Genomic DNA, 14,123 nt, shown 5'->3' with positions numbered 1-14,123 from the left:
AAGGGCGCTCTAAGTGGAGCTGGGTGTAGAAGATGGAGATTCTAGTAGAAAGAGGTTTAGAATTTGAGGGGAGGAGGAAAACAAAAAGGAGAAACTCTTGTGAGTTCCTCCCATTGTATCAAGTCTATTTGATTGCGCGATATAAGAATACTGTTAATTCACTTCTGGTTGCTTCATTTTCAGGTCTGAAGGTGTTATCTGTATAACCGTGCGTGATACCAGAAGCAGCAAGACTTTGGATATCATCATAAGCCCAGTGGTTTCCATCTACATCTTTAAAGTTTGAAGTAGAGCCACTCAAGTTGAATGCTTTGTTGAATAGTGCTGCAATTTCTTCACGCGTAATATCGGAATCCGGACCGAATGTACCGTTAGTGTAACCAGTGATGTAACCTTTCTTCGCTAGAGCATTGATGTGGCCAGAAGCCCAGTGGGAAGAAGGAACATCAGAGAACTGTTGATCGTTAGAAGGACTGATTCCAAGAGCTGTTGTTAACATCTTCGCAACAGATCCACGTGTAATGTTTTCGGTTGGCATGAATGAACCATTGTATCCTTCAATGATGCCTTCATTACTCATGTACTCGATGTGATCTGCTGCCCAATAGTCTACACGGACATCATTATATTGATCTAATGTTTCTGGTTGTTCTGCTACTTCTACATGCTTGTCTTCAATCACTCGTTTAGCTCCAGCGTAGTTACGATCCCAATACCCAGTAAGAGAAGCTACTTCGATATCATCGGAAGGGTTTTCCGCAGAAATCATTTTGTTATTTCCTATGTATATACCAACGTGCCAGATCGGGCTGCCGAAGAAGACTAAATCTCCTGGTTTCAAATTAGAACGGCTGACGTAGTCGCCTTGGGTGTACTGTTGACGGGAAGTACGATTAAGGTCAATTCCCGCTTTGCCAAAAACATATTGAGTAAAACCGGAGCAATCGAAACCACTTGGTGATGTTCCTCCATATACATACGGTGAACCTGAGTAATCAAATGCAAGATCTACTACTTGGTCCCGAACACTTTGTCCTGCAAAAGCATTAGGTGTAAATAGTAGAAAAACCGTGGCAAAAGCGACAAGTGACGATAAGACTTTTTTCATTTTAGTAATACTCCCCTTGTGTTTTTTTGTCTGTCCTTGTAATCCTTTACAAGCGTAACATAACAAGATTCGTCATAGTTTTACAGTTGTGTAACATTTAAGTTTCATAGGTTTTACTAAGCTACTAATCGGGAAGGAAGAGTTTAAGGGTATAGTGTAACCAAAACAAAGACGACCAGGATCATCCTGGTCGTCTTTGTCTTTAATCTTATCGTTAACCGGCCATCGTGGTTTGTTGTTTTACTTTCGGCTTTTTCGGTACATTAAATTTGCCAACAATTAAAGCTCCATAGGGAACCTTATTGAGTACATACGTGATCAGCATCGGCCCAATGACACCAATCAAAAACATCACGATGATATGCACACCGAAGTTCATATGGAACGGCATATCTTTCAAGGCGTTCATTGTACTTGATTGCAGCAATGGGTGGAGAAGGTAGATACCGTAAGAGCTACTGCTGATCCACATCACGAGATTCGGTATGTGTTTCATCTTTCTTGCAATCAAATAAAGGATGCAGAAGATGAAGAAGGTGTACAGCACAATATCAAACCTCTTGGAAGAAACGACTGAATAAATACGATTAAGGCGCATTAATAGGGGAATAGCCCCAGTGATGAGTGCTCCTGCAATCAGGTAGTATTTGTATTTGTTCAAAAAGTTGATGAACGTATCAATGTGTTTCCCTGCATAATAAGCGACCGTAAAGTAAAAGATCCAGCCAGTGAACGGAAGTTTATAGTAATCTCTCAAGCCATAAACGAAGGCATTTTCATAAAACCATCCAAAGTTGTAGATGCCCAGGTAAAAGAGATTGACAAACAGGGAAAGGCTAATCATCAGCCAGGCTGGATAACGGTCGAAGAACTTTTTCAGTAAGAAATGCAGCGCATAGAACTGGAAAATGATCAGCACGAAGTACCCGTGCCAGAGCCCTAAGAACGTCCGGTCAAAAAAACGCTCCAGGAAGTATTCCCAAGTCAAGCCTCCTCCTGTCCACAGAGGTACAGCAGAATAGAGACCTGCGATCAATACATAAGGAACAAGGATATAGAGAATTCTCTTTTTCCAAAAGCCTCTCGGGAGCTTGTCCGGATAGGAGTAGGAAAGTAGAAATTCAGAAATCATAATGAACAAAGGTGTTGCAAACATAAGCGTCAATTTAAATAGATATAGCAGATCGTCGGTAGATTCTGCCAGCGTGTAATTATGCTGGGTCATCGTCATCGCATGGATGAAGACGACACATAAACAGGCGATAGTACGAATAAGGAAAATTTCTTGGATCATCGTTCTTTTCATGGAAGGATCCCCTTTCTATTACCTTCTAAAGTTTAATAGGAGAAGGATGATATGGAAAGGAGAAAATTCACCCAGTTTTCCTTTTCATTACAGAACTTTGTCAGCTGTGGTAAAATCAGGCTAGTTGTTTTATAGTTGGAATCATTGAAATGGAATGAAAGAGGTATAGACATTGAAATCCAAGTTAGGTTTAGCAAGTATTTTATTCATCGGGGCGACGCTGCTGCTGAAAGTGTCTGGATTGATCCGCGATATGGTCATCGCCTATTACTTCGGCGACAGCTATGTAGCGGATGCGTATCTTGCTGCATTCATCATTCCGAACATGTTGATTTTGTTCATGACGAACGGAATGAAAAATGCCCTCGTGCCGAGTTATATTGAATCTGTAGAAGAGAATAAAGGGAAGAGATACTTAGGACAGGTGTTCAAAGGAACGCTCGTACTTGCATTCATTTTATCCGTGATCGGTATGTTGATTGCTCCTGTGCTCATGCCGCTGCTTTACCCGAACTTTAGTGAAGAAGCGACACAGATTGCGACATGGGTGACGATCATCTTCTTTGCCTGCATCTCATTTGTGGGGATGAACAGTGTGTTAGAAGCGTTTTTTGATGCAGAGAGCAAGTTCTCATTGTCGATCGTTTCCCAAATCATCGTCATCTTAAGCTCGATCGGAGCGGCCTTTTTATTCGCCAATCAAATCGGTGCCTATTCGCTTGCACTCGGGTACTTGGCAGGTACGATCTTATCATTGATCTTCAAGTTGTTCCTCGTCGTCCCGAGAAAAGTGATGGATGTGAAACAAAAAATCGACTGGCCGGAGGTTAAACAGTTCTATTGGATCTTCTTACCTGTAGGACTCACCGTTGCCGTCGGACAAGTGAACTTGATGGTCGGGACGATTTTTGCCGGATATCAAGGCGAAGGTGCTGTCACGTACATCAACTACGCGAAAAACCTTGTGCATATGCCACAGGCGATTTTTGGTGTGACGATTGCAACGATTATTTTCCCGTTGTTATCGAAAGCGGTCACGGCGAATGACAACGATCAATTCAAAAAAGGGATTGAAAAGGGACTGACGACAATGTATCTCGTCCTGCTCCCGTCGGTCATCGGAATGATGCTGTTGATGCCGAACTTGATCGAGCTTTTCTACGAACGCGGAGCATTTTCTAATGAAGCAACGACCTCTACGACGCAGGTGGCGTACTTTTACTTCGGATCGGTCGTTTTCTTCAGTTTAAATAACGTCATCAACAAAGGCTTCTATACGATGAAAAAAGGCCACCTGATCTTAATGATCAGCATCGGATCGATTGCACTTAACGTATTGTTCAACTTCTTGTTCGCTGAATGGCTCGGGTATTTAGGAATTCCACTCGCAGCATCAGTTATGGCTTTGTTTTACACAGGGGCCTGTTTGATTGTTTTTGTTAAATTGGTAGGCGGACTGGATTTCAAGTATTTGACGATCGATTACTTGAAAATCACACTTTCGGTTGCTGCGATGAGTGGAGCCGTGATCGGTATACAACAGCTGATTACGGATTGGCCGAATATCGTGCAGATCATAACCGTCGCTGTCATCGGTGGCGTCGTGTTTGCCTCCGCTGCATTTATTTTGAAAACACATGCCTTCTTGTTTTTGTTAAGAAATGTCACGAAACGTAAGGGGTAAGGATCATGAGTAAAAAAGAAATGTTAATGAACCTGGCGAGGCCGGTCAATCGACCAGTGACACGCCGGATATTGAAAAGACATTACAGTGCAGACTTGGACCTGACGTCTGTCGAAGAGGAGAAGAAGGTGCTTGTCCTTGCACCACATATGGACGATGAAACGATCGGTCCTGGAGCGACACTCCGTAAACATGCGGAACATGGTGCAGAGGTCCATTGCCTTTTCATCACAGATGGAGGCGGAAGTGTCAGTGATTTGAGTGAAGAGGAACTGAAACGAAGTCGGAAAGAGGAAATACATCAAGTGATGGACATTCTGAAACTATCAGAAGTCTCTTATATGGATCTTCCGGATGGGGGCGTGTCGAGCAGTCAGGAGAATATTCAATTCTTAAAACAGAAAATTGAGGAAGTTTCACCTGATGTCATTTATACGACACCTTATGTCGATGCCCACACCGACCACACAGCAACGGCTCAGCTTCTTACTGACACTCTGAAACAAATGGACGACTTCAATGGAATTGTCCGCATGTATGAAATCAACTGTGCGTTTCCACCAGATTTCATTAACTGTTTGATCGACACATCCGATCAGTACGGGAAAAAGGTGCAGGCGACGGAAGTGTTTGCCTCCCAGGCGATTGCTTTCGATGGTTTCCTGGAATTGAACCAGTTGAAAGGAAATCTCGCCAAATCACCCGTCCAATCGGCAGAAGGGTTCATCCAACTGGATAAGGATGCGTTCATCAAGCATTGCGAAACCCTAAAGGAGAAGGGAATCAACTTTCCGAAAACCTTCAAACAAGTGAACCGCACGGATACACTGCTGTGGGCGATTTTCAAAAACTATGATCAGAAAAAAGATTTCTATCGTCACACGATCCAGTAGTGGACGGGGAGGATTCATCTATGAGTAAACGTGTACTAGTCATCAGCAACATGTATCCAAGTCGGAAGACCCCGACCTACGGTATATTTGTAAGAAACCAAGTCGAAGCTTTGAAGCAGAAGGGGCTGAACATCGACATCGCCGTCAACCGCGACAACCGTGGCGGGAAGGTCAACCTTTTGAAAAAGTACGGGCTTTGGTTCCTGAAAACCATCAGTAAGCTTCCATCCGGTAAAAACTTTGATGTCGTCCATGCCCACTACATCTTCCCGAGCGGGCTCCTTGCTCTTTTGTTCAAGAAGCTGTTCGGAACCAAACTGGTCGTGACCTCCCACGGTGGAGACCTCGATCAAATGGCGAAAAAGAACAAGTGGATCCGGAAGATGACGGGGTACATTTTGAAAGAAGCGGATTATGTCATTGTTGTCGGAGAAGCACTGAAAGAAGAAGTTATTCAAGGTTTCGGTATTGCAGCGTCGAAGGTTTCGGTCATCAACATGGGGGTGAATCGGAACGTGTTTGCTCCAAGGTCAAAAGAGGAGACGAAGCAGGAACTGGGCCTTTCCACGAATGACTGTCACATTCTTTTTGTCGGAAACTTGATTGAAGCGAAGGGGTTACGTGAATTATTGGAGGCTTTCCAGTCCTTGAATGAGAAGCAGGGGAATCTCCATCTCCATGTTGTAGGAAGCAAGAAGAGTGAGAGCTTCTTACAAGAATTAAAGTCTTCGGTTCAATCGGATCGAAAGGACCGTATCCATTTCCACGGTACAAAAGATCAGGCGACCGTCGGGAAGTGGATGGCAGCGGCTGACCTTTTTGTTCTGCCTTCCCACATCGAAGGGTTCGGACTTGTGGCTCTTGAAGCAATGTCGGCTCATACACCTGTCGTTGCGTCTGACGTCGGAGGTTTATCGTATCTTTTGAAAGACGGAGCGGGGGAGCTTGTGCAGCCGAAAGACGCGGTGGCGCTTGAAGAAGGCATGGCGAAAGTGCTGAATGATTCTTCCGTAAGAGAGTCTAGAATCGAAAAAGGGGAAGGGCTTGCTCAGGAGAATGATGAAGAAGTCATGCTGGAGCGGATCATAAATATATACAATAAATGAAGATAGAAAAAGCCTTGGAATCACTTGTATCCCAAGGCTTTTGTTTATTCTTCTTCCTCTGAAGAAGTTTCCTCATTTACTTGTTCAAACACAGCTGTCACATATTTATTTCGATTCATTTGGATGGACGTACTCGCCGATCCACCTGATCCATCTCCTTCCCAGCGGACGAACGTCCAACCCTCGGACGGAACCGCTTGAAGGGAAATACTTTCTCCAGCTTCCACTGTCTGATTAGAGACTTGAATGGAACCTTGACCTTTGGTTGATGTCGTTAAGGTGTACATTTCAGGTTCCAGTTCTGGTTCAGGATCGGGCTCAGGCTCCGGTTCCTGGGTGATCTCTTCAAACAAGGCTTTCAAGTTATAATCACTATTCACTTTAATCGTTACCGTTCGGGAAGAGTGGGTGACATCCCCTCTCCAACCGGCGAATGTATAACCGTCTGAAGGGGTAGCCGTCAATGTCACAAACGTTCCATCTGGAAAGCTTGTGCCGGATTGACTCTTACTGATTGTCCCTTTTCCGGTTTTGCTTACATTCAGTTCGTATTCCGGTGTTTCCGTTTTTTCTTCTTCATTTTCACCTTCATCTTCTTCACTTTCTTCATCTGCTTGTTCTTTTTCCGTGAAAACCGCGCGAATCTGTTTATCATCATCAAATGTTAAACGAGCGTTGGTTGTCGCTCCCGTCAAATCGCCTTCCCAGCCTTCAAATGTCCACCCGGGCGCCGGTTTTGCTCGCAGGGAAATGGTCTCACCATGACTGTATGTGTTGGAGAGCGAGTCACGGAAGACCTCACCTTCACCTTCAATGGAAAGGTTCAATTGATGAGCGTTGGATTCAAAGATTGCTGTCACATTCAGATGACCATCTACCGTATGCTCGATCGTGTCTTCAATTCCTTGGAGATCACCAGCCCAACGGACAAATGTCCACCCGGGTTCTCCGACTGCTTGAAGTTGGATCACATCTCCTTGTTCATAACTCTCTTGAGCTGGTGTTATAACAACACGTCCTTGGCCATCTACATTGGTTTGAACGTAGCTTTCGCTTTCTCCCTCTACCATCAATGGAATTGCTTTTTGGAAGTCTTTATAGGTAAGGGTCAACACATCCAACCCTGACTCCTCAGCTGAAAGAGTAAGGGCTTTCTCTTCTGAATCGAGATTGAATTTTTCTTCCTTTAATGTCCATTCAGGGTCAAAAATCATCTCTTCATCGGCAGCATCGGTTCCTGATACTTCATATGTACGGGACTCTCCAATCGTGAAAACTTCCATTTCCTCAGGGGTCAGGTTGACTTCTTCCAACACATGCTCCTCGACAACCATTTCGATGGTCTGAGTAAAATCATTCCAAGTGATCAGAAGTTCGGTAGATCCAGTTTTCACCCCTTTGAACTTAACGGAAGGCTCTTCTTCCACAGGTTCTATTTCTCCGACGACAGGGTTTTCTACCTTCCACTCAGCTTCTAGTGGATACAGGCTCCCATCTTCCGCGGTCCAAACAAGCCTGTACTCCCTTTCATAACCTTGTTGGACCAATCTTCTATCACCATCGATTTTTATATGAGAAAGCAGTTGATCGTATGACTCTTTGACAGAGGGATCTTTACTATAACGGGTTCCTTTTTTTAATGTCCGGTACGCCTTCTCAATCTCACCTTCTGTTATATACACTTCAGATAAGAGTGTGTATAAAGGCCCGTATTCCGGATTTTCATAAATTCCTTCACTCAGAGTTGTAGCAGCTTCCTCCATTTGATTTAGATGTATGTATGATTGCGCAAGTTTTACCCTTGCATCTCTATGGGAAGCCTCCATTTCAAGAACTTCGGAGTATAGATCCACACTCTTTTCATAATTTTCAGCTTTGAAGGCTTCGTCTGCAAGTTCGTACCGTTCTTCAAGCGTATTGGCTTGGACGGAATTTACTGTGAAAATCGTTGCTGCAGCAGCCAGACCCAGCAAAGCGATGGAAAATAGCACACGTTTGACGTTCATCACATCACATTCCTTTCTCAATAAATAGATATCATTTATATTATTGTACACACAAAATATCAAAATCGGAATACTAGGATATTTGTCGTGTTTTCCCCTTTTATATCGGTTTTCCCTACAATATGTCGAAGGGATAACCGATAATTAACCTTAGAAAGTTTAGTATTCTATGTAAAAAAATAGTTAAATATTCTAGATTTTGAGGTCGATAGATAGATATCTTATGCTATAATGCTGATATCTGTTTATTCGACAAACAACAGGAGGTTTATTAATGGAAGAGACAATTTCCTTGAAAGAAATTTTCGAGGTCCTTAAGAAAAGAATCATCATGATCCTCAGCTTAGCTCTTGGTGCGGCTGCAATCAGTGCCGCTATTACTTTTTTTGTGATTACTCCGACCTATGAAGCGTCTTCCCAGTTCATTGTCAGTCAATCACAAACGCAGCAACAGGACACACCCTACGACATTAATGATATTCGTACGAACGTTGAACTTATAAATACATATAATGTCATCATTCAAAGTCCTAGAATCTTGGACGAAGTCATCAATGAATTAGGATTGGACATGTCTGCTTCTCAGCTTTCCAGCAAATTGCAGGTCTCGAATGCGGAACAGTCCCAGGTCGTTAATGTCACGGCTCAAGATGAAAATGCCATGCTGGCAGCAGATTTAGCTAATACAACGGTAACGGTATTTAAAGAAGAAGTTCCGCAGTTGATGAGCGTTGATAACGTCAATGTATTATCAAGTGCAACTGTAGGACCGAATGTGTCTCCTGTGAGCCCGAATCCGATGCTTAACATAGCGATTGCGCTTGTCGTCGGTTTGATGATCGGGGTAGGGATTGCGTTCTTGCTTGAATACTTGGATAACACCGTCAAGTCTGAAGATGATATTGAAGAAACGCTAGGATTACCCGTACTTGGAGTGGTTTCCACAATTACAGCAGACGATCTACCGAGTCCTGCTGACCGCGCCAGAAGAAGAACGAATAACATCTCAGAAATAAGAGGTGAGTCTGTTGGTACGTAAAAAGAATAAGAACGTTTCAAACCTGAGAGGGAGACAGCTGATCGCCCATGAAAACCCAAAATCACCTATCGCGGAGCAGTTTCGAACGATCCGTACAAATCTACAGTTTACATCTGTTGATACGGACTTGGAAACGATGCTTGTCACATCGGCTTCTCCATCCGAAGGAAAATCAATTACAACAGCGAATACTGCCGTCGTGTTTGCGCAGCAGGGAAAGAAAACTCTCCTTGTAGATGCCGATATGCGTAAGCCGACGATTCATTACACGTTCCGAGTGGATAATACAAAAGGGTTGAGTAATTACCTTGTCAAAAGTCATTTGGTTACGGAGTTGGCTAGTAAGACGGATGTTGAGCACTTGGATGTCATTCCTTGTGGTCCGATTCCACCTAACCCTTCCGAATTGTTAGGTTCGGATAAGATGAAGAGTTTTATTAAGGAAGCGAAAAAGACGTATGATGTAGTCATCTTTGATATGCCTCCCGTCCTTGCTGTAGCTGATGCGCAGGTATTATCAAATGCTGTGGATGGAGTGCTTCTTGTTGTTAGAAGTAAACAGACAGAGAAAGAAGCGATTCAGAAGGCCAAAGAGCAGCTGGATCAGACAAAAGCGAATATTCTTGGTGTCGTGTTGAACGATCAGGACATTAAATCCAGTAACTATTACTACTATTATGGCCAATAATTCAAGGAGAAGAGTTGATGAGACTCTTCTCTTTTTTATTTTCCTTTAAACTATGAAACCCCCACTATAAATGATATTATCAATAAGTAATAACATCTAATAGAATGTACGTTTATTATTACGATAAATATAAAATTCACAAAAAATGAGAGGGGTTTATCTAATGATAGATCTTCACAGTCATATTTTACCCGGCGTCGATGATGGAGCTCAGACCGTGGAAGAAAGTATCCAAATGGCTGAAGCAGCAGTAAAAGATGGGATCACAAAGATCGTGGCGACCCCACACCATAGAAATGGAGCCTTTGATAATTTTAAGAACGACATTCTTATCCAGGTCACTGAACTTAATCGCACCTTCCGGGAGCGGGGAATAGAGCTTGAGGTATTGCCGGGCCAAGAAAGTCGTATTCATGGCGAAATGATCGACGGTCTTGATGCAGATGAGATTCTTCCTGTTAACCACGAAACGACTTACGTGTTCGTTGAGTTTCCGTCAAGTTCCGTACCTAAATATGCGAATCAGCTGCTCTTTGATTTGCAAGTCGCTGGTTACAAACCCATCATCGTACATCCGGAGAGAAACAAACAAATCATGGAAAACCCGGATCTTCTTTATTCTTTCGTGAAGAAAGGTGCCTTCGTGCAGGTGACAGCTGCGAGTGTTTGCGGGAAGTTCGGGAAGAAGATAAAGAAGTTCTCTCATCAGTTGATTAAAGCGAACCTTGCTCATTTGATTGCTTCCGATGCCCATAATACGACAAGTCGTGGCTTTTGTATGAAAGATGCGTATAGTGAGGTAAGAGAGAGTTTCGGTTTGGATATGGTTTATTTGATGTCTGAGAATGCAGAGAATGTTATCGCGGGAAATATCCTTCAGGCTGAGCCTCCGGAACATATTAAGAAGAAGGGACTTTTCTCTCTATTCAAATAAGATATTCATGGGTATACAGAAAGGGGCAGCGACGTTGTAAAACGTCACTGCCCCCTTCTATTTAATTTAGATATTATAGAGGCACATTATTAGTAAAAATAGGAGTATAGTAAGGTTGTTCGAAACTCCGGTTTCAATGACTGCGGAAAATTGTTAAAATGTGAATATTGAAACTTTTGTAAATCTATAAAGAGTTTTTAGCTGAAGTGAGTGTTTTTGCCGAAATATGCTGATATCACATTTCTATTAAAAAGGGACAATCAGTGAAAACGCTTTATAAAAATCTGTTTACAAAATATATAAAATATATGTAAAAATCCACAAAATTCCCCTTTAAAGGTTACTAGGTTATTGATACAATACATTATGTTACAAAATAGTTACAAAAATTCTTAGTACATCCAAAGGTCGTAGGTATAAGGTTGTTATAGATTGAAACCTAGTAGACATCCTAAACTATCGCTACCAATGACACAATGTTTCTTTCTCTAAGCTAGGTGCCTTACGGTGTTTACGTAAGAATTACTTTTAACAACGTTTAGGTATTACGTATACTGCACATCGTTGGAGTGTGCTTCGCCTGAAAGTTTTTAAACTAAATACTACGTTGAAAAGTTATGTTACAGAGTGCTGGGCTGCCTTAGAATGCAAGAAACCAGAAACTTAACTGAAAACCACCATATTAACCATATCGTCATTGTCTTGACGTCTGTTAAGTATAAAGCAATAAAAGATTTATAAAAAATAGCAATTTAAGCTATTAAATCTTGCTTATGATGGAGGATAACATGTTAGGTAGTAAATTCACCCATCAAATATCAAATTGGTGATATACATATTTAAGGTTTTTTAGAGTGAACCTGTAAAATTCAACAATAATTTTATTGCTACCTAGGTTCCCTCATGTTGCTAGGTTATGGAGAGAGGCCCATATTAGAATACGAGATTGGTTTAGAAATTGTGACTATCATTCTGATGTTCATTCTCGGGACCTTAACCACTCAGAAGCTTGATGCACATGCGGTTGATGTAAGCTAACCCTGGTGAAGGGACTTTAACATATTAAGTAAACAAAAAACATATATACTAATTTTTCACAATATTAAAAGAGGTGTTATTTATGGGGAAAGTAAAAAAAGCTATTATTCCAGCTGCTGGATTAGGAACACGTTTCCTACCAGCCACGAAAGCAATGCCTAAAGAAATGTTGCCGATTGTTGATAAACCGACAATTCAATACATAGTAGAAGAAGCAATCGCGTCAGGTATAGAAGACATCATTATTGTAACTGGTAAAGGGAAACGTGCAATAGAAGATCATTTTGATAATAACTTTGAGCTCGAAGATAACTTATTAAAAAAAGAGAAATACGAACTACTTGATAAAGTAAAAGAAACATCCAACGTGGATATCCATTACATAAGACAAAAAGAACCAAAAGGACTTGGGCATGCCGTTTGGTCCGCAAGAAACTTTATTGGAAACGATCCTTTTGCGGTTCTTTTAGGGGATGACATTGTAGAAGGCCACACGCCTTGTTTGAAACAATTGATAGACCAATATGAGGAAACTGGTTCATCTGTAATTGGAGTTCAACAAGTAGGAGAAGATCAGACACACCGTTATGGAATTGTAGATCCAAGTGGGAATGAAGGTCGTCGATACCAAGTTAGTGATTTTGTGGAAAAACCAAAACAGGGAACAGCTCCTTCAAACTTAGCTATTATGGGTCGTTATGTGCTAAATCCAGAAATTTTCGGTTTTCTTGATCAACAGAAAACAGGGGCTGGCGGAGAAATCCAATTAACAGATGCCATTCAAGAGTTGAATGAATTACAAAAAGTGTTTGCTTATGACTTTGATGGTAAGAGATATGATGTAGGCGAAAAATTCGGTTTCATTAAAACTACAATCGAATTTGCATTGAAAAATGAAGAAATAGGTCCAGATGTAGAAGAGCTGATCCAAACATTAATGCGCCAAAAAGTTAAGAACTGAGTAAGAGGAGGTAATCAATTGAAGATAGCTGTAGTTGGAACAGGATACGTCGGTTTAGTTACCGGCGTGAGTCTTTCTGAGATAGGTCATACCGTTACTTGTATAGATATTGATATGAAGAAAATAGAGATGATGCAAAAAGGAATATCTCCAATTTATGAGCCTGGTCTTAGTGATATGATGGCAAAAAATATAGATGAGGAACGCCTATATTTCACAGCAAGTCATACAGAAGGTTTTAATAATGCGGATGTTATTTACATAGCTGTTGGGACTCCTGAGAATGAAGATGGTTCAGCTGATTTGAATTCTGTGTACAAGGTTGCCTTGGATATTGCAACAAATATAAAGAAGGATACTATTTTAGTTACTAAAAGTACAGTCCCTGTAGGAACAAATAACAAAATAAAAGAAATTCTACAGAAAAACTTAGAAAAAGGTCTCACGGTTAGTGTGGTTTCCAATCCTGAGTTTTTAAAAGAAGGATCTGCAATTTATGACTCTTTCAATGGAGATCGTATTGTTATAGGAACGGAAAGTGAAGATGCTGGAGATATCCTCGAAGAGATTAATAAACCATTTGGTGTACCTGTATTCAGAACTGATGTAAAGAGTGCTGAGATGATCAAGTATGCATCTAATGCCTTTCTTGCAACGAAAATAAGCTTTATAAACGAAATTTCAAACATATGTGATCGATTGAATGCAAATGTAGAAGATGTTGCTAAGGGTATGGGTATGGATAAAAGAATTGGTTCCCAATTCTTAAATGCTGGTATTGGATATGGAGGATCTTGCTTTCCTAAGGACACAAAAGCACTTATTCAGATTGCGGGTAACGTACATTATGACTTTGAACTCCTCAAAGGAGTTGTAAATGTAAATCGTAAGCAACAAAACGTACTTATAGAAAAACTTTTAGAAAGATTGTCAGATTTAAAAGGGAGAAGAATCGCAGTATTAGGGCTGGCTTTTAAACCAAACACAGATGACATGCGTGAAGCAGCTTCAATTGTTGTGACGAATCGTTTAGTAGAAAAAGGTGCAGAGGTAATTGCTTTTGATCCTATAGCTACTGAAAATGCAAAAAATATTCTCAGGCCGGAAGTGAATTATTCAGAAAGTATAAATGAAGCTTTACTTGGAAGTGATGCTGCTCTGATTTTAACAGAATGGGACGATATAAAGAATGTTGATTTAAGTTTATTTTCAACTATGAAATATCCATTGGTGTTAGATGGTAGAAACTGCTTCGATTTAGAAGAAATGCGTAATTATAGGGTGGAATATCATTCTGTCGGCCGTCCATCTGTTTCAGGAATCCTGAGTGAGGTTTTAAGCTAATTTCAATAAAGGTAGG

At 41.3% G+C, this 14,123-nt stretch carries 11 protein-coding genes; 8 read left to right on the top strand and 3 right to left on the bottom strand.

The genetic code is table 11. The annotated features are described in order from the left end of the window. Positions 1 to 124: 124 nt before the first annotated feature. Positions 125 to 1,108 carry an S-layer homology domain-containing protein gene (locus tag ACJA3J_RS18615; protein ID WP_406944946.1) on the bottom strand — a complete coding sequence of 328 codons (984 nt, stop codon included), beginning with the start codon at positions 1,106 to 1,108 and terminating at the stop codon, positions 125 to 127. Between the two features lie 214 nt (positions 1,109 to 1,322). Then, entirely contained in the window at positions 1,323 to 2,414 is a 1,092-nt protein-coding gene (locus tag ACJA3J_RS18610; protein ID WP_406944945.1) for an acyltransferase family protein, read from the bottom strand. A 172-nt stretch (positions 2,415 to 2,586) separates the two neighbouring features. Between ACJA3J_RS18610 and murJ the strand changes: the two genes are divergently transcribed. The 3 genes from murJ to ACJA3J_RS18595 are packed head-to-tail and all read left to right on the top strand — an operon-like array spanning position 2,587 to position 6,097. Further along, positions 2,587 to 4,098, top strand: coding sequence for a murein biosynthesis integral membrane protein MurJ (murJ, locus tag ACJA3J_RS18605; protein ID WP_406944944.1), 1,512 nt, complete (start codon positions 2,587 to 2,589; stop codon positions 4,096 to 4,098). Positions 4,099 to 4,103: 5 nt separating this feature from the next. Then, positions 4,104 to 4,991: a PIG-L deacetylase family protein gene (locus tag ACJA3J_RS18600; RefSeq protein ID WP_406944943.1), complete on the top strand. Its 888-nt coding sequence runs from the start codon at positions 4,104 to 4,106 to the stop codon at positions 4,989 to 4,991. 20 nt (positions 4,992 to 5,011) lie between these two features. After that, positions 5,012 to 6,097, top strand: coding sequence for a glycosyltransferase (locus ACJA3J_RS18595; protein ID WP_406944942.1), 1,086 nt, complete (start codon positions 5,012 to 5,014; stop codon positions 6,095 to 6,097). 44 nt (positions 6,098 to 6,141) lie between these two features. Here the strand turns inward: ACJA3J_RS18595 and ACJA3J_RS18590 are convergent, their stop codons facing one another. Then, positions 6,142 to 8,103 (bottom strand): tetratricopeptide repeat protein, encoded by a 1,962-nt coding sequence (locus tag ACJA3J_RS18590; RefSeq protein ID WP_406944941.1) that lies wholly within the window; start codon positions 8,101 to 8,103, stop codon positions 6,142 to 6,144. A gap of 274 nt (positions 8,104 to 8,377) precedes the next feature. On the opposite strand from ACJA3J_RS18590, the gene ACJA3J_RS18585 reads away from it, so the two are divergent. From ACJA3J_RS18585 to ACJA3J_RS18565, 5 genes are all read left to right on the top strand, one after another. Continuing rightward, a complete protein-coding gene (locus ACJA3J_RS18585; RefSeq protein ID WP_406944940.1) occupies positions 8,378 to 9,142 on the top strand; it encodes a YveK family protein in 765 nt (254 codons plus the stop codon). After that, positions 9,132 to 9,830 (top strand): CpsD/CapB family tyrosine-protein kinase, encoded by a 699-nt coding sequence (locus tag ACJA3J_RS18580; protein ID WP_406944939.1) that lies wholly within the window; start codon positions 9,132 to 9,134, stop codon positions 9,828 to 9,830. Before ACJA3J_RS18585 ends, ACJA3J_RS18580 begins: the two co-directional genes overlap by 11 nt. A gap of 163 nt (positions 9,831 to 9,993) precedes the next feature. Continuing rightward, the gene (locus tag ACJA3J_RS18575; RefSeq protein ID WP_406944938.1) at positions 9,994 to 10,764 is read left to right on the top strand and encodes a tyrosine-protein phosphatase; all 771 of its coding nucleotides are present in this window, start codon (positions 9,994 to 9,996) and stop codon (positions 10,762 to 10,764) included. A gap of 1,120 nt (positions 10,765 to 11,884) precedes the next feature. Continuing rightward, complete coding sequence (gene galU, locus ACJA3J_RS18570; RefSeq protein WP_406944937.1) at positions 11,885 to 12,763, top strand: UTP--glucose-1-phosphate uridylyltransferase GalU; 879 nt, start codon at positions 11,885 to 11,887, stop codon at positions 12,761 to 12,763. 18 nt (positions 12,764 to 12,781) lie between these two features. Next, on the top strand, positions 12,782 to 14,107 hold the full coding sequence (locus tag ACJA3J_RS18565) for a UDP-glucose dehydrogenase family protein (RefSeq protein WP_406944936.1): 1,326 nt from the start codon (positions 12,782 to 12,784) through the stop codon (positions 14,105 to 14,107). Positions 14,108 to 14,123: the final 16 nt, after the last annotated feature.

The sequence above is a fragment of the Halobacillus sp. SY10 genome (assembly GCF_045401165.1).
Classification (GTDB): Bacteria; Bacillota; Bacilli; order Bacillales; family Halobacillaceae; genus Halobacillus; species Halobacillus aidingensis.
Note: the sequence above shows the minus strand (reverse complement) of the source record. Positions and strands in the feature narration are given on the sequence as shown.